The organism is Streptomyces cinnamoneus, assembly GCF_014650495.1.
Taxonomy (GTDB): Bacteria; Actinomycetota; Actinomycetes; order Streptomycetales; family Streptomycetaceae; genus Streptomyces; species Streptomyces cinnamoneus.
In genome coordinates this window covers 45,496-64,629 of sequence record NZ_BMVB01000025.1, presented here as the reverse complement: position 1 = coordinate 64,629, position 19,134 = coordinate 45,496, and the positions used below count along the sequence as shown (strand labels likewise).

16 protein-coding genes are annotated in these 19,134 nt (G+C 75.4%); 6 read left to right on the top strand and 10 right to left on the bottom strand.

Annotation, left to right across the window (positions count from 1 at the left end):
* Positions 1-121: 121 nt before the first annotated feature.
* Genes pucD through IE182_RS26720 form a run of 3 tightly spaced genes read right to left on the bottom strand, consistent with a single transcriptional unit; the run spans position 122 to position 3,896 of the window.
* Positions 122-2,506, bottom strand: a complete 2,385-nt coding sequence (gene pucD, locus IE182_RS26730; protein WP_190112510.1) for a xanthine dehydrogenase subunit D — start codon at positions 2,504-2,506, stop codon at positions 122-124.
* Complete coding sequence (locus IE182_RS26725) at positions 2,503-3,015, bottom strand: (2Fe-2S)-binding protein (RefSeq protein ID WP_190112509.1); 513 nt, start codon at positions 3,013-3,015, stop codon at positions 2,503-2,505. Before IE182_RS26725 ends, pucD begins: the two co-directional genes overlap by 4 nt.
* On the bottom strand, positions 3,006-3,896 hold the full coding sequence (locus tag IE182_RS26720; RefSeq protein WP_190112508.1) for an FAD binding domain-containing protein: 891 nt from the start codon (positions 3,894-3,896) through the stop codon (positions 3,006-3,008). Before IE182_RS26720 ends, IE182_RS26725 begins: the two co-directional genes overlap by 10 nt.
* 230 nt (positions 3,897-4,126) lie before the next feature.
* Here IE182_RS26720 and IE182_RS26715 point away from each other — a divergent pair, with 230 nt between their 5' ends.
* Together IE182_RS26715 and IE182_RS26710 are read left to right on the top strand one after the other, a co-directional pair.
* Positions 4,127-5,806, top strand: coding sequence for a PucR family transcriptional regulator (locus IE182_RS26715; protein ID WP_190112507.1), 1,680 nt, complete (start codon positions 4,127-4,129; stop codon positions 5,804-5,806).
* A gap of 274 nt (positions 5,807-6,080) precedes the next feature.
* Positions 6,081-6,899 (top strand): hypothetical protein, encoded by an 819-nt coding sequence (locus IE182_RS26710; protein ID WP_229845135.1) that lies wholly within the window; start codon positions 6,081-6,083, stop codon positions 6,897-6,899.
* 7 nt (positions 6,900-6,906) lie between these two features.
* Here the strand turns inward: IE182_RS26710 and IE182_RS26705 are convergent, their stop codons facing one another.
* Complete coding sequence (locus IE182_RS26705) at positions 6,907-7,629, bottom strand: GntR family transcriptional regulator (protein WP_229845131.1); 723 nt, start codon at positions 7,627-7,629, stop codon at positions 6,907-6,909.
* A gap of 384 nt (positions 7,630-8,013) precedes the next feature.
* Between IE182_RS26705 and IE182_RS26700 the strand changes: the two genes are divergently transcribed.
* Positions 8,014-9,072: a DUF2637 domain-containing protein gene (locus tag IE182_RS26700; protein WP_190112505.1), complete on the top strand. Its 1,059-nt coding sequence runs from the start codon at positions 8,014-8,016 to the stop codon at positions 9,070-9,072.
* 37 nt (positions 9,073-9,109) lie between these two features.
* On the opposite strand, the gene IE182_RS26695 is transcribed toward IE182_RS26700, so the two are convergent.
* Positions 9,110-9,670, bottom strand: a complete 561-nt coding sequence (locus tag IE182_RS26695; protein WP_373303621.1) for an ATP-binding protein — start codon at positions 9,668-9,670, stop codon at positions 9,110-9,112.
* Between the two features lie 207 nt (positions 9,671-9,877).
* Here IE182_RS26695 and IE182_RS26690 point away from each other — a divergent pair, with 207 nt between their 5' ends.
* On the top strand, positions 9,878-10,423 hold the full coding sequence (locus IE182_RS26690; RefSeq protein WP_190112504.1) for a DinB family protein: 546 nt from the start codon (positions 9,878-9,880) through the stop codon (positions 10,421-10,423).
* A 36-nt stretch (positions 10,424-10,459) separates the two neighbouring features.
* Here IE182_RS26690 and IE182_RS26685 read toward each other — a convergent pair whose 3' ends face one another.
* The gene (locus tag IE182_RS26685) at positions 10,460-12,175 is read right to left on the bottom strand and encodes a protein phosphatase 2C domain-containing protein (RefSeq protein ID WP_190112503.1); all 1,716 of its coding nucleotides are present in this window, start codon (positions 12,173-12,175) and stop codon (positions 10,460-10,462) included.
* A gap of 112 nt (positions 12,176-12,287) precedes the next feature.
* On the opposite strand from IE182_RS26685, the gene IE182_RS26680 reads away from it, so the two are divergent.
* Positions 12,288-12,992: a helix-turn-helix transcriptional regulator gene (locus tag IE182_RS26680; protein ID WP_190112502.1), complete on the top strand. Its 705-nt coding sequence runs from the start codon at positions 12,288-12,290 to the stop codon at positions 12,990-12,992.
* A gap of 54 nt (positions 12,993-13,046) precedes the next feature.
* On the opposite strand, the gene IE182_RS26675 is transcribed toward IE182_RS26680, so the two are convergent.
* The 4 genes from IE182_RS26675 to IE182_RS26660 form a co-directional block, all read right to left on the bottom strand.
* Positions 13,047-13,544: a methylated-DNA--[protein]-cysteine S-methyltransferase gene (locus tag IE182_RS26675; protein WP_190112501.1), complete on the bottom strand. Its 498-nt coding sequence runs from the start codon at positions 13,542-13,544 to the stop codon at positions 13,047-13,049.
* A gap of 1 nt (position 13,545) precedes the next feature.
* Complete coding sequence (locus tag IE182_RS26670) at positions 13,546-15,036, bottom strand: DNA-3-methyladenine glycosylase 2 family protein (RefSeq protein ID WP_190112500.1); 1,491 nt, start codon at positions 15,034-15,036, stop codon at positions 13,546-13,548.
* Positions 15,037-15,175: 139 nt separating this feature from the next.
* Positions 15,176-16,279 (bottom strand): ribosome small subunit-dependent GTPase A, encoded by a 1,104-nt coding sequence (rsgA, locus tag IE182_RS26665; RefSeq protein WP_190112499.1) that lies wholly within the window; start codon positions 16,277-16,279, stop codon positions 15,176-15,178.
* A 163-nt stretch (positions 16,280-16,442) separates the two neighbouring features.
* Positions 16,443-17,621: a YihY/virulence factor BrkB family protein gene (locus IE182_RS26660; RefSeq protein WP_190112498.1), complete on the bottom strand. Its 1,179-nt coding sequence runs from the start codon at positions 17,619-17,621 to the stop codon at positions 16,443-16,445.
* A 234-nt stretch (positions 17,622-17,855) separates the two neighbouring features.
* Here IE182_RS26660 and IE182_RS26655 point away from each other — a divergent pair, with 234 nt between their 5' ends.
* Positions 17,856-19,124, top strand: a complete 1,269-nt coding sequence (locus tag IE182_RS26655; RefSeq protein ID WP_229845130.1) for a helix-turn-helix domain-containing protein — start codon at positions 17,856-17,858, stop codon at positions 19,122-19,124.
* The last annotated feature ends 10 nt before the right edge of the window (positions 19,125-19,134 follow it).

Below are 19,134 nucleotides of genomic sequence, written 5' to 3'. Positions count from 1 at the left end.
GGGGCTGCACGACCCGGGGGACGGCCCGAGACGAAGGGTGGTGCCGCCGCACCGCCACCGGTGGGGGCGCGCGTGCGGTGACGGCGGGCGGGGACGCGTCGCGTCCTGGGACGCGCCCCGCTCAGGTCCCGGTCAGGTGCTCCGGCCGGAGGGGGACGCGCTGCAGGGCGAGGCCCGTGGCCTGGCGGACGGCCGCCACGACGGCGGGCGTCGAGGAGAGGGTGGGGGCCTCGCCGACCCCGCGCAGGCCGTAGGGGGCGTGGCCGTCGGCGAGTTCGAGGACGTCGACGGGGAGCGTGGGGGTGTCGAGGATGGTGGGGATCAGGTAGTCGGTGAACGAGGGGTTGCGGACCCTCGCCGTCACCGGGTCGACGACGATCTCCTCCATGACGGCGAGCCCCAGGCCCTGGAGGGTGCCGCCCTGGATCTGTCCGGTGACCGACAGCGGGTTGAGGGCCTTGCCGACGTCCTGGGCGCAGGCCAGTTCGACGACCTTGACCAGGCCGAGTTCGGTGTCGACCTCGACGACCGCCCGGTGGGCGGCGAAGGAGTACTGGACGTGACCGGAACCCTGTCCCGTGCGCAGGTCGAAGGGCTCGGTGGGCCGGTGCCGCCACTCCCGCTCGACCTCGATGCTCTCCTCCCCGAGGACGTCCGCGAGGGCGGCGAGGACCTCGCCGCCGTCGGTGACCACCTTGCCGTCCTCCAGCAGGAGTTCGGCCGACGCCCAGGCCGGGTGGTACGTGCCGAACCGGGCGCGGCCCAGTTCCAGGACGCGCTCGCGCACCGCCTCGCAGGCGTGCTTGACCGCGCCGCCGGTGACGTACGTCTGGCGGGAGGCCGAGGTGGAGCCGGCGGAGCCCACGCGGGTGTCGGCGGGCGCGATGGTCACCCGGGCGACTCCCAGTTCGGTGCGGGCGATCTGGGCGTGCACCGTGACGCCGCCCTGGCCCACCTCGGCCATGGCGGTGTGCACGGTGGCGACGGGCTCGCCGGCGACGGCCTCCAGCCGGATGCGGGCGGTGGAGTAGTCGTCGAAGCCCTCCGAGAAGCCGACGTTCTTGATGCCGACGGCGTAGCCGACGCCCCGGACCACGCCCTCGCCGTGCGTGGTGTTCGACAGGCCGCCCGGCAGGGCGCGGACGTCCGTGGCGCCGCCGGCGCTCTCCCACTGGCGCTGCGGCGGCAGAGGCAGCGCCTGGACGCGGCGCAGGAGTTCGGCGACCGGCGCGGGCGAGTCGACGACCTGCCCCGTGGGCATGACCGAGCCCTGCGCCATGGCGTTGCGGCGGCGGAACTCCACCGGGTGCAGGCCCAGCGCGGCCGCCAGCTTGTCCATCTGCGCCTCGTAGGCGAAGCACGCCTGCACCGCTCCGAAGCCGCGCATCGCGCCGCAGGGAGGGTTGTTGGTGTAGAGGGCGAGGGCCTCGACGTCGACGTTGTCGACGACGTACGGGCCGGCGGAGAGCGAGGCGGCGTTGCCGACGACGGCGGGCGAGGAGGAGGCGTAGGCGCCGCCGTCGAGGACGATGCGGCACGCCATGAAGAGCAGCTTTCCGTCGCGGGTCGCCCCGTGCTCGTAGCGGAGCTTCGCGGGGTGGCGGTGGACGTGGCCGAAGAAGGACTCGAAGCGGTTGTAGACGATCTTCACGGGGCGGCGGGTGCGCAGGGCGAGCAGGCAGGCGTGGGCCTGCATCGACAGGTCCTCGCGGCCGCCGAAGGCGCCGCCCACGCCGGAGAGCGTCATGCGCACCTTGTCCTCGGGCAGGCCGAGGACGGGGGCGATCTGGCGCAGGTCGGCGTGGAGCCACTGGGTGGCGATGTAGAGGTCGACGCCGCCGTCCTCGGCGGGGACGGCGAGGCCGGACTCGGGGCCGAGGAACGCCTGGTCCTGCATGCCCACTTCGTACTCGCCGGTGACGATCACGTCCGCGCGGGCCCGGGCGGCGGCGACGTCGCCGCGGACGACGGGCTGCCGGTGGACGACGTTGGGGTGCGGGACGTGGGCCGCGTGGGGATCGGTCCGGTCCGGGTGGAGCACGGGGGCGCCGTCTGCCGTGGCCGTCCTCTCGTCGGTCACGACGGGCAGCTGCTCGTAGTCGACCACGATCTTCGCGGCGGCGCGGCGGGCGGTCTCGGGGTGGTCGGCGGCGACGAGGGCCACCGGCTCGCCGTGGTGGCGCACGACGCCGTCGGCGAGGACGGGGGTGTCCTGGATCTCCAGCCCGTAGCGGGTCGCGGCGGGCAGGTCGTCGTGGGTCATGACGGCGTGCACGCCCCCCGTGGCGAGGGCCGCGGAGACGTCGACGGAGCGGATGCGGGCGTGGGCGTGGGGGCTGCGCAGGGTGAAGCCCCAGAGCATGTCCTCGTGCCACAGGTCGGAGGCGTAGGCGAACTCACCGGTCACCTTGAGGGTGCCGTCGGGGCGGAGGGTGGATGCGCCGATGCCGCCCTGGGTGCCGCTGTGCTGGGTGAGGCCGGTGGGGGTGCGCGTCACGTCGCTCACGGGCGGGCCGCCTCTCCGTCACGGGCCGTCTCCCCGCCCCGGGCCGCGGCGAGGCGCACGGCGTCGAGGATCTTCTCGTAACCGGTGCACCGGCACAGGTTGCCCGAGAGGGCTTCGCGGATGTCGGCGTCGGAGGGGTCGGGGTGGCGCTCCAGCAGTTCGTCGGTGGCCACGAGCAGGCCGGGGGTGCAGAAGCCGCACTGGACGGCTCCGGCGTCGACGAACGCCTGCTGCACGGGCGAGAGCCGGCCCCCGGGGGCACCGGAGCGCTCGGCGAGCCCCTCGACGGTGACCACCTCGCGGCCCTCGGCCTGGCCCGCGGCCACCAGGCAGGCGCAGACCGGCACGTCGTCGAGGCGGACCGTGCAGGAGCCGCATTCGCCCTGCTCGCAGGCGTTCTTGGAGCCGGGCAGGCCGAGCCGCTCGCGCAGCACGTAGAGCAGGCTCTCGCCCTCCCAGACGTCGTCGGCCTCGTGGACGCGGCCGTTGACGGTGAAGGTCACGCGCACGCCGCTCCCCTCCCTTCGTTCCCGCGGTAGGCGCCCCAGACCCAGCCGAGCGTGCGGCGGGCCATGACGCCGACCGCCCTCCTGCGGTAGGCGGCGCTGCCGCGCACGTCGTCGATGGGGTTGCAGGCTCCGGACGCCAGCTCGGCGAACTCCCCCGCGACGGCGGGGCCGAGGGGGCCGCGGGTGTCCCAGAGGCGGCCGTCGTCCAGTGCGGCGGCGAGGAACTCCTCGGCGGCGCGGGCGCGTACGGGCGTGGGGGCGGCGGAGCCGATGCCGGTGCGCACCGTGCGGCTGCCGGGATGCAGGGCGATGCCGAAGGCGCACACGGCGATGACCATGGCGTTGCGGGTGCCGACCTTGGAGAACTGCTGCGGGCCGGTGGCCTTGCGGATGCGGACGGCCCGGATCAGTTCGTCGGGTGCGAGGGCGTTGCGCTTGACGCCGGTGTAGAACTCCTCCACCGGTATGAGGCGCGTGCCGCGCACCGATTCCGCCTCGACCTCGGCGCCCGCGGCCAGCAGGGCCGGGTGGCTGTCGCCGGCCGGGGAGGCGGCGCCGAGGTTGCCGCCGACGCTGCCGCGGTTGCGGATCTGCGGGGAGCCGACGGTGCGGGCGGCGAGGGCGAGGCCGGGCAGCTCGTCCGCCAGGTGGTCGATGATGCGGGTGTAGGGAACGGCGGCGCCGAGCCGGACGTCGGGCCCGTCCGCGTCCCAGGTGTGGAGTTCGCCGATGCGCTGGAGGTCGAGCAGGTACTCCGGCCGGCGGTGGTCGAAGTTGATCTCGACCATCACGTCCGTGCCGCCCGCGAGGGGCACGGCCGAGGGGTGCTCGGCCTTGGCGGCCAGAGCCTCCGCCCAGCTGGCGGGGCGCAGGAAGTCCATGGAAGGTCTCTTCTCAGGGGGGCTGCGGCGGGGTCGTCAGGGCGGTTCCGACGCCGTTCCGGGCGGCGTGGGCCCAGTACAGCGACGCCCGGACGCGGCGGCGCAGTCACCGAAAACATGAAGCGGTTGGCTGGCCAGGGCCCCTGTCTTGTAGATTCGAACGAAAGACGGGGTTCCGGAACCTCACGGCATTCCACTGGTTACAAGAAGACAGATCGGCGGCGACGACGATGCGGCTGCGCGCACTGCTGGAGACCGATGCGCTGGGCCTGCGGCTGCTCGGTGGCGAGGACGAGCTGGACCGCACCGTGCGCGGCGTGATGACCACCGACCTGCGCGACCCCAGCCGCTACCTCTCCGGTGGCGAGCTGGTGCTCACCGGCCTGGCCTGGCGGCGGGAGCCGGAGGATTCCGAGCGGTTCGTCCGCATCCTCACGGCGGCGGGCGTGGCCGGGCTGGCGGCGGGCGAGGCGGAGATCGCCTCGACGCCCGACGACCTGATCGAGGCGTGCGCCCGGCACCGGATGCCACTGTTCTCGGTGAACGAGAAGGTCTCCTTCGCCTCCATCACCGAGCACGTCGTGCGGCAGGTCTCCAGCGAGCGGGCCGGCGACCTGGCGGCCGTCGTGGACCGGCACCGCCGGCTGATGACGGGCGGCCCGGCGGGCGGCGGCCCCGAGGTCGTCCTCGACCTGCTCGGCTCCGACCTCGACCTGCGCGCCTGGGTGCTGTCCCCCGCCGGCCGGCAGATCGCCGGGTCCTCGCTGGCCGACGCGGGCCCGGGGCTGCCCGCCACGGTCGGCGCCGCCCTCGCGGGCGAGCACCTGGCCGCCTCGCGCTCGGGCCGCCGCGGCCCGCACCGGGTGGCGGCCGCCGGCAGCACGTACTCCCTCTTCCCCGTCCGCAGCAGCGGCCGCGCCGCGTCCGCGCGGGACGTGCGCGAGACGGTGCTGTCGGACTGGCTGCTGGCCGTCGAGGCGGACGCCGGGGACTGGCCGGAGGAGCGGCTCGACCTGCTGCACGGCGTCACCCAGCTGATCGCCGTGGAGCGCGACCGCCGCGACGCGGCCCGCACGGTGCGGCGCCGCCTCGCCCAGGAGGTCCTGGAGCTGGTCCAGGCGGGTGCCGCGCCCGCCGAGATCGCGGCCCGGCTGCGGGTGGCCGCGCCGGTGCTGCTGCCCGGCCTGGGCGCCGCCCCGCACTGGCAGGTCGTCGTGGCCCGCGTGGAGTGGGAGGGCGGCGACATCCCCGGCGGGCCGGTGGCGCAGGCGCTGCTGGAGGAGGTGCTGGTCGACCCGGACGCGGCCGGCCCCGAGCCCTCCGACCGGATCGCCGTCGCCCATACGGGCGACGAGGCGGTGGCGCTCGTGCCGCTGCCGGCCGTGCCCGCGGAGGCGGAGGCCCCGGCCGCGCCCGGCCTGCACGCCGACGCGCTCCTGGCGGCCGTCCGCGACCCCCTGGCCCGGGGCCTCGCCGACGACGGGCGCCTGACGTTCGGCGTCAGCGCCGCCGTCCACTCGGCGGAGGGCCTGCGCGGCGCCCTGGAGGAGGCCCGGCACGCCCGCCGCGTGGCCGCCGCCCGTCCGGGCCGCGTCTGTGCGGCCGGCCACCAGGAGCTGGCCTCGCACGTCCTGCTGCTGCCGTTCGTCCCCGACGACGTCCGGCGGGCCTTCACCGCCCGGCTGCTGGACCCGCTGCGCGACTACGACCGCCGCCACCGCGCCGAGCTGATCCCGACGCTGGAGGCGTTCCTGGACTGCGACGGCTCCTGGACCCGCTGTGCGACGCGGCTGCACCTGCACGTGAACACCCTGCGGTACCGGGTGGGGCGCATCGAGCAGCTGACCGGGCGCGACCTGTCCCGTCTGGAGGACAAGCTGGACTTCTTCCTTGCCCTGCGCATGAGTTGAGGGGCCGGCCCGGGTGGTGGTCCGCTCACCGGACGAACGGATCACCGCCCGTGGAGCGGTGCGCTCTTCGGTACGCTGCGCCCACCAGCAGGAGTCACAGGCCGCACTGCGGCCACCCCTTTCACACACGGACGGTTCGCCCCGGGCCATGGGCCCCGCGTTTGTGAATTGGTTCACACCTGACCCTTGGCCGCGCCCGTGTCCTCGTGCTGTGATCGGAGCAGGCTTCCAGCTCGACGGCGCGCTTGGGGAGGGCACTGTGGCGGACACCGCCATGCGGAATGCAGGGTTGCCGGAGCCATCAGGACCACAGGAGAGCGGACAGGGCCCGCACGGGGGCGATCCGCTCGACCGGGACGTGTGGCGGCTGCGTTCCCGGGCCTGCTGGGACGACGCCGCCGCGCTGCTCGCCCCGCGCGCCGCGGCAGAGCCGGGCCCGGCCCTGCACCGGACGGCGGTGCTGGTCGAACGCTGCATGTTCACCGGCGAGGGCTGGGGCGCGGCCGAGGACTCGCTGCGGGCGGCGGAGGCGCTGGCCACGGACGACGAGGAGCGCGGCGCGGCCGCCTGCGAACGGGGTCACCTCGCGTACGCGTCCACTCTTTTGGGCGTACGGGACCGGGCCGACGAGGCGCGGGCCGCCCTGGGGCGCGCGGCCGCCCTGCTCACCCCGCGCTCGCCGACGCGGCCCCTGCTGGACTTCCGGCGGGGCCTGATCGCCCAGCACCTCTCCGACAACCCCTCCGACGCCACCGCCGCCTTCCAGCGCGCCCACGCCGGCGCCGCCGCGCACGGGCACCGGCTGCTGCTCTCCTTCACCTGGCGCCACGTGGCGGCGATGGCCGAGCACGACGGCAAGCTCGCCGAGGCCCGGCACGGCTTCGCGGAGTCGCTGCGCATCCGGGAGGAGCTGGGTTATCTGGTCGGCATCGCGCCGGCCCTGGCGTCGCTCGCCGCGGTGGTGGGCGAGGAGGCGGAGGCCGTGCGCCTGCGCGCGGAGGCGGCCCGCCTGGTCCGTCTGCTGGGCGGCGTACCGGGCTGGCTGGCGGAGCGGCTCGGGCTGGGCGCCCTGGGGCAGGCCGCCGGGGCCTGACCGGCGCCTAGGCCGGTCCCGCGCAGTGCCGGGTGGCCACCGCCTCGACCGCCGGCAGGTCCTGCGCCGCCAGGGCGTCCAGCAGCGTCAGGTGCTCGGCCGCGTCGGCCAGGAGGCACCCGGCGGGCGGCGCGGCCCACTGCGCCCGCCGGTGGAGGTCGTCCACGACGAGCATCAGCTGGCGGTTGCCGGAGAGCTCGAAGACCGCCCGGTGGAACGCGCGGTCCAGCTCCGCGTAGGCGGCCCGGTCGCCCCCGGCGGCCGCCACGGCGGCCCGTTCGGCCAGCGGGCGCAGCTCGCCCCAGCGCGCCGCCGGGACGGTCCGGGCCAGCCGCAGCAGGGCGGGCACCTCCAGGAGGGCACGGACCTCGGCGAGCTCGGTCAGGTCGCGCGGGGTCCGGCTGGTGACGCGGAAGCCGCGGTTGGGGACGACCTCGACCGCGCCTTCGAGGGCCAGCTGCTGCATGGCCTCCCGCACCGGCGTGGCCGAGACCCCGAACCGCTCGCCGAGCGCCGGGCCCGAGTAGACCTCGCCCGGTACGAGCTCGCCGCTCACCAGCGCCCTGCGCAGCGCGTCGAGCACCTGGCCGCGCACGGAGTAGCGCTGCGGCGTCCTGCGCAGGTGCTGGCTCTCGTCGTGGGTGTGCTCGCCCCGCGCGGACGGCGTGGCCTGCGCGGGCAGCGCGACGCCCGGCCCGGGTGCCGTGCCGTGGGGTCTGCCCTGCTCCATGGGGTCCTCCTGGTGTCCATTCGGAACCATAGGCGGCCAATCCGACAGTTCAAACCCCGGGCAGCACGGATAAGGCAAGCCTTACCTTCTAACGATCACGACGTGGCCGTCCCCGTGCGGCCGCGGACACCGCATCACCCGCCCCCGCACCAGCGGCGCCGGGCGCTTCACCCGGCTGTCAGCCGAGCAAAATACCTAAGCCACTCGATCGAGTGAATTGAATAGAACTCAACTCGCTTCGCCCTGGGGGACGTTCGAAAGGAAGCGTAGCTCTCCGTATATCCCTGCCGTCCATTCGCGGAAAGTTGCTGCGAAACCCCTTGGCGTCCGGTCCGACTCCGTCAGGATGGCGCGCGAATCCGTACTGCACGCAAGGGACGCAAGATGAGAGTGACCGACATACCGCTGAATTGGGTGCTCCCCAGTGCCGTGGCACTCATCGGGGCAGTGGTGGCGGTGACGGTGTACGCGCGCGGCCGGCGATCCGGCTCGGAGGACACGGCGGCCGGCACGGACTCCTGGGAGCGCAACGAGGAGCGCAGACGCCGCAAGGAAGCCATCTACGGCAGCGCCTCCTACGTACTTCTCTTCTGCTGCGCCGCGGTCGCCGCGGCCCTGTCCTTCCACGGCCTGGTCGGCTTCGGCCAGCAGAACCTGGGGCTGACGGACGGCTGGGAGTACCTGGTGCCCTTCGGCCTCGACGGGGCCGCGATGTTCTGCTCGGTGCTGGCGGTGCGCGAGGCGAGCCACGGCGACGCCGCGCTCGGCTCCCGGCTGCTGGTGTGGACGTTCGCGGGCGCCGCGGCCTGGTTCAACTGGGTGCACGCGCCCCGGGGGATGGACCACGCGGGGGCCCCGCAGTTCTTCGCCGGCATGTCGCTGTCGGCGGCGGTGCTCTTCGACCGGGCGCTCAAGCAGACGCGCCGGGCCGCCCTGCGCGAGCAGGGGCTGGTGCCCCGCCCACTGCCGCAGATCCGGATAGTGCGATGGCTGCGTGCACCGCGCGAGACCTTCGGCGCCTGGTCGCTCATGCTCCTGGAGGGCGTGCGCAGCCTGGACGAGGCCGTCGAGGAGGTCCGCGAGGACAAGCGCCAGCAGGCGCAGCACCGGCTGCGCCGCCGGGAGGCGGGCAAGCTGGAACGGGCCCGGATCAAGGCGTACAACCGGCAGCACCGCGTCTGGGGCCGCAACCGCGGCGGCCGGCAGGTCGAGGTGACCGGACCGGCCGTGCCGGCGGTCCAGCAGCCCGCCCAGATCGGCTCGCAAGCGGGGCCGGAGCCCTCCATAGTCGAGCAGGGGCAGCTTCCGGTACGCTCCCGCCCGCTGCAGGCGGTGGGCAAGCCGGACCCCATCGACCTCACCGCCGAGGACGACACCCAGGCCATCCCGCGGCTCGACTCGCTGGAGGCCAAACTCGCCCAGATCGAGCGTCAGTTCGGCTGACGTTCACGGAGCCCTGAACCCGTCGTACGCGACCGGTTCAGGGCTCCTGCGCATCCAGCTCGAACCACACGGCCTTGCCGACACCGTGGGCGCGCACGCCCCAGCAGTCGGCCAGGGCGTGGACGAGCAACAGGCCGCGCCCGGACGTGGCGGCCGTCTCCGGACGGCCGGCGGGCGCCGCGCCGTCGCCCCGGTCGGCCGCGACGGGAGGCGGGCGCAGCGTGGGCGGCCGGGAGAGGAAGTCCCGCACCTCCACGCGCAGCCGCTCCTTGACGGGTGCGGCGGCGCCGCCGGTGAGCCGGGCCGTGACCACGGCCCCGCCGTCGGTGTGCACCAGGGCGTTGGTGACCAGCTCGCTCGCCAGGAGCACGGCGGTGTCGGCCCGCCCGGGAGCGCCCCACGACCCGAGCAGCGCGCGCAGGCCCGAGCGCACGTCCGCGACGGCCGTCAGCTCCCCGCGCCGGAGCCGTCTCTCCCAGGACCGGCCCGCGGCCGGGGAATCGGCTTCCCCCGCCCCCTCCTGCATCGTGCTCTCCGCGGACCCTCCCCTGCCCTCGCGCCGCTCCGCGCCCGCCCAGTGTGCAGTCCGCCGTTTCATCCCTCGCCGCCCCGACCCCTCCCCGGCGCCCCGGCATCGAACACGCTCACGGCACATGCATGCCCCCTGCCCGGCGCTTCGACGCCTGTTGACGTATCAACATGGTTATATGACCGGCATGGGCGCACCTCTTGTGCGCTTCCCGAAAAGCTGTCAGGCCCCCGGCCGCGGCGACCGATTGTCAGTGCCCCCTGCAAGACTCACCGCATGACCGAGATCCCTGCAGAGAACTACGCCCCGGCCTGGGCCGACGACCCCCGTCCCGCCCTGCCCACCACCGGCGGCGAGCGCGAGGTCCTGACGGCCTATCTCGACTGGCACCGCGAGACGTTCGCCCTCAAATGCGCCGGCGTTCCGCAGGAGCGCCTCTCCGACAAGGGGGTTGCGCCCTCCGGGCTGAGCCTGCACGGGCTGGTCCGGCACCTCGCCGCGGTGGAACGCTGGTGGTTCCGCCTGCAGTTCGCGGGCGAGGACGTGCCGGAGCTGTACTACACCGACGACGATCCCGACCAGGACTTCGGGCAGCTGGACGGCGACCCCGCCGAGGCCCTCGCCGTCTGGCGGGCGGAGTGCGAGCGGGCGCGCGAGATCGTCGCCGCCACCGCCTCGCTGGACGCCACCGGCCGGGTCTTCGCCACCGGGGAGCCGATCTCCCTGCGGGTGGTCCTGGTCAAGCTCATAGCCGAGTACGCGCGACACAACGGCCACGCCGACCTGCTGCGCGAGCGCATCGACGGCGCCACCGGGTACTGACCGCGGGCCGGCCCGGCCGGCCGCCCGGGCGGCCGGTCAGACCTCCCAGACGGTGCAGGCGCTGCGGTCGTCCGCGTACCCCTTCACCCGCAGCTGGACGTCGGCGAGGTACTCCGCCAGCCCCGGCGGCTCCTCCCGGGACCACCGCTCCGCGAGCCGGACACCCAGCTCCGGCTCGCCGCGCACCGGGTCGGCGAGGCCCGCCGTGCACAGCAGCAGGGCGTCGCCGGGGCGTGCGATCGACGCCCGGAAACGGAAGGGCTCGCTGGGCACCTCGGCCGGGTCGATGACGGGCGTGGTCCCCGGGGTGGGGATGCCGAGGTCGACGGTGATGCGGTCGCCGGCGCCGTAGCCCACCACGGGCTCCCCCGTGGGGTCGGGCTCGTGCGGCTCGGGGTCCAGGTCCTGCCAGGTGCCCTGGCGCAGCCGGAAGAGCCCGCCCGCGCCGACGCCGAAGAAGACGCGGGTGCGGCAGCGGACGTCGGCGGGCAGCAGCAGGCAGCGCAGCCCCGCCGTGTACTCGGCGGGGGGCAGGCCCAGTTCGGCCGCGCGGGCGCGCAGCCGCCCGTAGGTGCGGTCGGTGAGCCGGTGCAGTCCGGACTTCAGCTCGTCACGGCGGCCGGCGTGGATGTCCTCGGCCAGCCGGGCGTGGCTGCGCCCCACGGCGCCGCCGATCCACGCGCAGACCTCGCGGGCCGCGCGGTGGGAACTGTCCGCGGCGCGGACGCCGCTGGCGAGGGCGACCAGCAGCAGGGCGTCCTCGCCGGTGCCGAAGCGGGCGGTGAGCAGGGCGTCCCGGCGGGGTTCGCCGCGGTAGCGGGCGGAGTCGCCGCGCAGCGAGACGGCCCGCAGGACCATCGCGCCGTAGCGGGCGCCGTCCAGCACGGTGTCGGGCACGAGGTCCTCCAGCCCGCCGGGGTCCGCGGGCGGCCAGGCGGTCGGCTCGGCCTCGTAGGTGGGCGGCCGCCGGCCGACGAAGTCGGCGGCGCGCAGCGTCCCGTTCCTCCGCACGGGCGAGGGGCCGTGCGCGGATCCCGTCGGGGGCACCTCGGACATCTCGCCGGCGGCCAGGGGGCCGGTCGCCTCGGAGACGTCGGTGAGCTCCGCGAGTCCGGTGAAGTCCGCGAGGTCCGTGAAGTCGGTGACGTCCGTGACGTCGCGGACCTCCTCGATGTCACCGCCGGGCCGGGCCGCCGCGGTGCCCGGCCCGCCAGGCCGGCCCGCCAGGCCGGTGCCGGCCGGGGATCCGGGTGCCTCCCGGGCCTCGCGCACGTCGGGCGGCGCGGGCGGGCCGACGCGGGTGCGCGGGTCGGGGGGCGGCGGGCTCTCGGGCCTGCGCTCCGGCCCGACGGGCGGGCGCAGTTCGGGGGCGGCGCCGGGCGGCGGGGCCGGGGGCTGTGCCCCGTCGGGCTCGGCGGGAACGGGCAGGGAAGATCCGCCCGCGGGCGCGACCCAGCGCTTGGTCTGCCGCGGCACCCCGCGCGAGAGTGCGGGCGAGAGGCCCGACGGAGAGGCGGTCGGCGGGCCGGGCAGCACGCACGGGTCGGGCCGTGCGGGCGGCTCGGCGGCTCTCGGCCGCCTCGGCTCCGGCCTCGGCCGCGGCTCCGGTCCGACGACCGCCGAGGCGGAGGAGAACCTCTCGTCCAGGCTGTCGCCGCCGACGGCGGCTCCCGCGTCGGGTTCACTCCTGCCGTACAACTCGCGCCACCAGGCGTCCTCTTGTTCGGCGTACTGGTCCCCCTGCTGACTCATGCCCTTATTGTCCACACTGCGGGGCATACGGGAAGAGTGCACGGCGAACACCACCCCAGGGATGATGTCCGCAGGCGCAACGCGGTTGCGGGGACGGGGAGGGGAGTCGCGCGTGCTGGGTTCCATGGGTGTGGAGGCCATCCGGCAGACGGCACACGGGGAAAGACGGGTGGAGCGGCCCGCCGGGGAGAGTCCGGTGGAGGTGGTGACGGGTGCCGAAGCGATCACCCGGCGGCTGTTGCGGCTGCGACTGAGCGCGGCGGAAGAAGTGTGCGCCATGTTGACGGGCGGGCCCGGGGTGTTGACGCGCGGGCCGGGGGCCGCCGCCCCGGCCAAGGGGGGCGCGGTGCCCCACCGCACCGTCGTCGAGCGCCTCGGCCGGCACGGGCCGGCCGCCGGGGGCCGGCCGGACGGCGGCGGGCTGATACGGGTGGTCGAGCGGATACCCGCCGAACTGGTCATGGCCGACCGCAGGGTGGCGTTGCTGCCCCTGGCCTCCGGCGACGGGAGCGCCGCCCTCGTCGTCCACTCCGGCCGGCTGCTGGACCGCCTGGTCGACCTGTTCGAGGACGTCTGGCACGAGGGACGTCCACCCGGCCCCTTCCCCGCTGCCGTGGACGGGCCCGACGCCACCGACCTGGAGGTGCTGGCCCTGCTGCTGGCGGGGCTGACGGACGCGAGCGTCGCCAAGCAGCTCGGGCTGGGCCTGCGGACCGTGCAGCGCCGCGTCAAACGGCTGATGGAGATCGCCGGGGTGACCACCCGGCTGCAACTGGGCTGGCACGCCGCCGAGCGCGGCTGGACCACCCGGCGCTGACGCGCCGCCCCGTGCCGCAGGGTGCGGGATGCGGGGCGGGACGCGGAGCGCGGTTCACAGCGGGACGTTCTCCAGGGCGAGCAGCAGCCGCTTGCGCTCCAGGCCGCCCGCGTAGCCGGTGAGGGAGCCGTCCGCGCCGATCACGCGGTGGCAGGGCCGCAGCACGAGCAGCGGGTTGGCGCCGATCGCGCCGCCCACCGCGCGCACGGCCGCCCGCGGGGCGCCGATGCGGGCGGCCAGCGCGCCGTAGCTGGTGGTGGTGCCGTAGGGGACGGCGTCCAGGGCGTCCCAGACCTTGCGGCGGAACTCGGTGCCCTGGACCGCGTAGACGAGGGAGAAGTCCGCCCGCTCCCCCGCGAAGTAGGCGGCGAGCTGCCGTTCGGCCTCGGCGAACGCGGTGGGCTCGCGCCGCCAGTTTGGCTGCACGGCCGGGGCGTTCCGCTGGCCGGGCACGGACAGCGAGGCGATGGCCGTGCCGCCGGGCGCGTCCGCCGAGGGGAGGCCGGTGAGGAGCAGCCGGCCGAGGGGGCTGGCGGTCTCGGTGTAGAGCATGTCAGATGTCCTTCGGGGTGTCCGGCGCGTGGCCGGGGGCGTTCCACAGGTGGTGCAGGGCGTACGAGCGCCAGGGCCGCCAGGACTCGGCGTCTGCGGCGTCGGCGCCCAGGGCCGCGAGGCCGTGGCGCACGCCGGCGTCGCCCGGCAGGAAGACGTCGGGGTCGCCGAGCGCGCGCATGCGGATGTAGCCGGCCGTCCACGGGCCGATGCCGCGCAGGGCGAGCAGGGCGTGCTCGGCGTGCTCGCGGTCGGCGCCCGCGTCGAGGCGCACCTGGCCGTCGGCCAGGGCGGCGGCGACGGTGCGCAGGGCGGTGCGGCGGCTGTCGGGCATGCCCAGTTCGGTGAGGGCGGCGTCGGCCAGCGTGCCGGGGTCGGGGAAGAGATGGGTCAGCGTGCCGTCGGGTGCGGGCAGGGGCTTTCCGTAGGCGGCCACCAGTGTGCCCGCCAGCCGTGCGGCGGCGGCCACCGACACCTGCTGGCCGAGCACGGCCCGTACGGCGAGCTCGTCGCCGTCCACCGCCCCGGGGGAGCGCAGCCCGGGCCGGGCCGCGACCAGCGGCCGCAGCCGGGCATCGGCGCCCAGCCGCTCGGCGACGGCGTACGGGTCGGCGTCGAGGTCGAAGAGGCGGCGGACGCGCTGTACGGCCGTCGACAGGTCACGGGGGTCGGTGAGGTGGAGCCGGCAGTCGAGCCAGTCGCCGCGGTGGGTGCGGCCGGGCTCGTGGACCTCGGCGACGCCCGTGCCGTAGGGGAGCCGCAGGGTGCGGCGGTAGCGGCGGGAGCCGGGCGTGCCGAGCATCTCCTCGACGCCGTCGACGGTCCGGCGCTGCAGGAAGTCGAAGATCTCGGGTGCGGCGAACGGGCCGCGGTGGGCGAGCCGCAGGGGGATGCCGCCGGGCGTGCCCGGGCGGCGGTGGGCGGGGCGGGCCCGCAGCTCGCTGGGGGTGCGGGCGTAGACCTCGCGGATGGTGTCGTTGAACTGGCGCACGCTCGCGAAGCCCGCCGCGAAGGCGATCTCGGTGACGGGAAGGTCGGTGGTCTGCAGCAGCACCCGTGCCGTGTGGGCGCGCTGGGCCCGGGCGAGGGCGACGGGGCCCGCGCCCAGTTCCTCGGTGAGCCGGCGGTGCACCTGGCGGGCGCTGTAGCCGAGGCGGGTGGCGAGGCCCGCGACGCCTTCGCGGTCGACGACGCCGTCGCCGATCAGCCGCATCGCGCGGCCGGCCAGGTCCGCCCGTACGTTCCACTCGGCCGAGCCGGGGGCCGCGTCGGGCCGGCAGCGGCGGCAGGCCCGGAAGCCGGCGCCCTGGGCGGCGGCCGCCGAGGGGTAGAAGCGCACGTTGGCGCGCTTGGGGGTCAGGGCGGGGCAGCTCGGCCGGCAGTAGATGCCGGTGGTCTTCACGGCGAAGTAGAACTCTCCGTCGAAGCGTGCGTCCCGGCTGCTCACCGCCTCGTAACGGGGGTCGTCGAGCTGTCGCGCAAGGTCCGTCATGTCCTCCAGTCTGCGGTACCCGCGGGCGCGTGACTGGCGGGAATCGGACAGGGCCCTCGGGGGGCCGGGCGCCGGCGGCCGCCGTGCCGGACGAGCTCGTGGAGCCCGGCCGGCGCGGCGGTGCCGTCGGCGCGGACGGTCAGTACAGGCCGTCCTTCTTGCGGGCCGCGATGTGCCGGCCGGCGGTCTGCATCAGCTTCCACTCACGGCGCATCGCCGCCCGCAGGCGGGCGTCGGTGCGGGCCGCGATGTGCGCGTTCTCCCGGAGCAGCTTGCGGTAGCTGTCCAGACGGCGCTGCGGCAGCTCTCCGGCGTCGACCGCGGCGAGGACCGCGCAGCCCGGCTCCGATGCGTGGCCGCAGTCGTGGAAGCGGCAGTCCGCCGCCAGCGAGTCGATCTCGGAGAACGCCCGGGCCACGCCGCTCTCGGCGTCCCACAGCCCCACCCCGCGCAGCCCCGGGGTGTCGATGAGGACTCCGCCACCGGGCAGCGGCAGCAGGTTGCGCGTGGTGGTGGTGTGCCGGCCCTTGCCGTCGCGGTCGCGGGTGGCGTTGACGTCCTGGACCTGCTCGCCGGCCAGGGCATTGGCAAGCGTGGACTTCCCCGCGCCCGACTGGCCGAGCAGGACGGAGGTCCCGCCGGCCAGGACGGCGGCGAGGACGTCGACGCCCTCGCCGGTCTCCGCGCTGACGGCCAGCACCTGTACGCCCGGGGCGGCCGCCCCGGTGTCGGCGATCAGGTGGCCCAGGACGTCGGGGCCGGGGACGAGGTCGGCCTTGGTGAGCACGACGAGCGGCTCGGCGCCGCTCTCCCAGGCCAGCGTGAGGAACCGCTCGATGCGGCCGAGGTCGAGCTCCACGGCCAGCGAGACGGCGACGACGGCGTGGTCGACGTTGGCCGCGAGGATCTGCCCCTCGGACCGCTTGGAGGACGTGGAGCGCACGAAGGCGGTGCGGCGGGGCAGCAGGGCCCGTACGTACGCCCCGGTGGGTGCGGGGTCGACGGCGGCCCAGTCGCCGGTGCACATGATGGCGAGCGGGTCGCCGGTGGTGACGAGGGAGGCGTCGGCCAGCACGGACCGTATGCCGTCGCCGTCGGGGACGACGAGGTCGCAGCGGCCGCGGTCGACGCGGACGATCCGCCCGGGGAGGAGCCCCTGGGCGGCGTAGGGGGCGAAGCTGTCAGCGAAGCCCGCGTCCCAGCCGTAGGCGGAGAGGGGGTGCGCAGCACTGAGCTCGGACAAGGTGGTGGTCCTTCAGGAGGGAGGTGGGATGGATCTGCTGAGTGCGGGTGGATCCCGTCGCCGTGACAGTCATCACGTACTCACCTCCTGAGGAGCTCTTCGTTCTTGCCTGGTGATCGTAGGGGCCGGGGGCGCGGTGGCGCGAAGGGTTTTTCCCCGGCCGTCATTCCCTGCGGTGCTTGGCGTGCTTCGGCTGGTGCTCGGGCTTCTGGATGCGGGAGCGGACGTCGTCGTGGGGGAGGAACTGGGCCCAGCGCTCGGGGAACTCCGAGGGGGGCTCGCGGTCCTGCCCGACGCTGCCGTCGTCGGGTTCGTCGAAGGGGTCGTCCTCCAGCTCGTGCACCAGGGCCATGGCGGCGCGTTCGGCGGCCGCCTGGGCGGCGGCGGCCTCCCGCTGGCGGTCGACCTCGGCCCGGGCCGCGGCGGTGGCGACGGACGGCCACACGCGGTCCAGGGCCGCGTTGACCGCGGCGCCGACCAGCACCGCGAAGGCCGAGACGCCGATCCACAGCAGGACGGCGACGGGCGCGGCGAGCGAGCCGTAGATGGTGACGCCCTCGACCGTGTGCGTCAGGTACAGGCGCAGCAGGAAGCTGCCGAGCACCCACATCGCGAGGGCGACGAGCGCTCCGGGGATGTCCTCCTCCCACGGCGAACGCACCGGCACGGACACGTGGTAGAGCGTGGTGAGGAAGGCGATGGACAGGATGATGACGACGGGCCAGTACAGGAAGCGCACGAGGTCCGCGCTCCAGGGCACGACGTCGACCACCGCCTCGGGGCCGGCCACCATCAGCGGCAGGGCCACGGCGCCGACGACGAGGGCGGCGACGTAGAGGAGGAAGGCCAGCAGACGGGTCTTGACGATGCCGCGCTTGCCCTCCAGCCCGTACATGATCGTGATGGTGTCGACGAAGACGTTGACGGCGCGGGAGCCGGACCACAGAGCGAGGGCGAAGCCGACCGAGATGACGTCGGGGCGGCCGAGCTTGATGACCTCGCGCACCAGCGGCTGGGCGATCTCCTGGGTGCCCCGGTCCGACAGGACGGCCGCGGAGGCGCTGAGGATGTTCTGCTGGATGCTGCCGATGGTGTCCATGTCGGCCCAGTCGTCCAGGTAGCGGAGCAGACCGAGGAGACCGAGCAGCAGGGGCGGCAAGGACAGCAGGGTGAAGAAGGCGGCTTCCGCGGCGAGTCCTGTGACGCGGTACTCCATGCAGGAGTTGACGGTGTCCTTCAGGAGCAGCCACGCCATCCTGCGTTTGGAGACATTTCGGTACAGAGCCCTTGCCCTGTGAAGGCGGCCGACCTGCCGGCCCGAATGTTCTTTTGCTGCCTGCACGCCCTAACCGTATCGGCCGCGGGCGGGTCGCTTCATCCCGCGGCCCCGGCGGCCGGGGGCACGGGAGGCGCTGGTGGGAGGCCGCGGAGGGTGGTGCTGCGCCGACTCGGCACCACCCTCCGGCCGCTCACCGTCACCTTCCGCCCGGCGGGGGTGCGTTCGCAATGGTTGCAAGGCGTTGCAATATCGCCGATGCCCCGGCGCGCGGCCGCCCCCGACGGGCACCATTGCTGCGTGGAGCGCATACCAATCGACGCGGGGCTGCTTCCCGCCATCCGGGAGGCGGCCCTCGCCGGCTCGACGCCCCCGGTGCGGCCGCGGACGGTGATCGGGGAGTCCTGGCACCGGGTGCGGCGGCACGGCGTGGACCCGGAGCAGGGCCGGCCGGTGCCGCTGATCTCGCCCGAGGAGGTGGAGCACCGGCGCCACTCCTCGCCGCTGGCCGAGCTGCTGCCGCAGCTGCGCGGGGGCCTGCGGGACGCGGCCGACGCCGTGCGGCACCTGATCGCCGTGACGGACGCGGACGGGCGGGTGCTGTGGCGGGAGGGCAGCCATGGGGTGCGCCGGAGCGCCGACCGGCTGGGCTTCGAGGTGGGGGCCTCCTGGACGGAGGAGCTGGTGGGCACCAACGGCATCGGGCTCGCGCTGGTGGAACGGCGGCCGGTGCAGGTGCACTCCGCGGAGCACTTCGTGCGCTCGCACCACGCCTGGACGTGTGCGGCGGCGCCGTTGCACGACCCGCGCGACGGGCGGCTGCTGGGGGTGCTGAACGTGAGCGGGCCCGCGCCCGCGTTCAATCCGGCGACGCTGGCGCTGGTGACCGCCGTCGCCAAGGTGGCGGAGGCGGAGCTGCGCGCCCGGCACTGGGAGTCCGTGGACCGGTTGCGGGCGGTTGCGGCGCCGATGCTGGCGCGGCTGCCCGGGCGGGCCCTGGCCGTGGACCGGGACGGCTGGACGGCGGCGGTGACGGGGATGGCCCCGGTGAGCCGGGTGGTGCTGCCGCGCGACGTGCGGCCCGGCCCGGCCTGGCTGCCGTCGCTGGGGCCGTGCACGCTGGAGCCGCTGCCGGACGGCTGGCTGGTACGCATCGAGGAGGGCCGGCCCCGGGACGCGCCGGGCCGGCTGGTGCTGGACCTGCGCCGGCCCCGCGGCTGGACGGTGACGGTCTCGGGGGCGGCCGGCGAGTGGTCGCACGAGCTCAGTCCGCGCCACGCGGAGCTGCTGTACGTCCTGGCCCGGCACCCGGCGGGGCGCACGGCCGCGGAGCTGGCGGCGGATCTGTTCGGCGACCCCACGCGGACGGTGACGGTGCGCGCGGAGCTGTCGCGGATCCGGCGCACGCTGGCCGGAGTGCTCGGCCACCGCCCGTACCGTTTCGCGGACGGCCTGGAGGTGCTGCTGCGCATCCCGCCGCACCCGGCGGACCTGCTGCCCGGCTCGACGGCACCGGCGGTGCTGGCCGCACGGCGGGGCCTGCCCGTCGGGCGGGGCGGGGTGCCGTGATTGGCTTCCG

Excerpts from the sequence above, each read along its gene's own strand:
- IE182_RS26690 (WP_190112504.1), top strand. The coding sequence starts at position 9,878 with ATGACCGAGATCCCTGCAGAGAACTACGCCCCGGCCTGGGCCGACGAC.
- IE182_RS26705 (WP_229845131.1), bottom strand. The coding sequence starts at position 7,629 with ATGGAGCAGGGCAGACCCCACGGCACGGCACCCGGGCCGGGCGTCGCG.
- IE182_RS26695 (WP_373303621.1), bottom strand. The coding sequence starts at position 9,670 with ATGAAACGGCGGACTGCACACTGGGCGGGCGCGGAGCGGCGCGAGGGC.
- IE182_RS26715 (WP_190112507.1), top strand. The coding sequence starts at position 4,127 with ATGCGGCTGCGCGCACTGCTGGAGACCGATGCGCTGGGCCTGCGGCTG.
- IE182_RS26700 (WP_190112505.1), top strand. The coding sequence starts at position 8,014 with ATGAGAGTGACCGACATACCGCTGAATTGGGTGCTCCCCAGTGCCGTG.
- IE182_RS26685 (WP_190112503.1), bottom strand. The coding sequence starts at position 12,175 with ATGAGTCAGCAGGGGGACCAGTACGCCGAACAAGAGGACGCCTGGTGG.
- IE182_RS26720 (WP_190112508.1), bottom strand. The coding sequence starts at position 3,896 with ATGGACTTCCTGCGCCCCGCCAGCTGGGCGGAGGCTCTGGCCGCCAAG.
- IE182_RS26670 (WP_190112500.1), bottom strand. The coding sequence starts at position 15,036 with ATGACGGACCTTGCGCGACAGCTCGACGACCCCCGTTACGAGGCGGTG.
- IE182_RS26675 (WP_190112501.1), bottom strand. The coding sequence starts at position 13,544 with ATGCTCTACACCGAGACCGCCAGCCCCCTCGGCCGGCTGCTCCTCACC.
- IE182_RS26710 (WP_229845135.1), top strand. The coding sequence starts at position 6,081 with ATGCGGAATGCAGGGTTGCCGGAGCCATCAGGACCACAGGAGAGCGGA.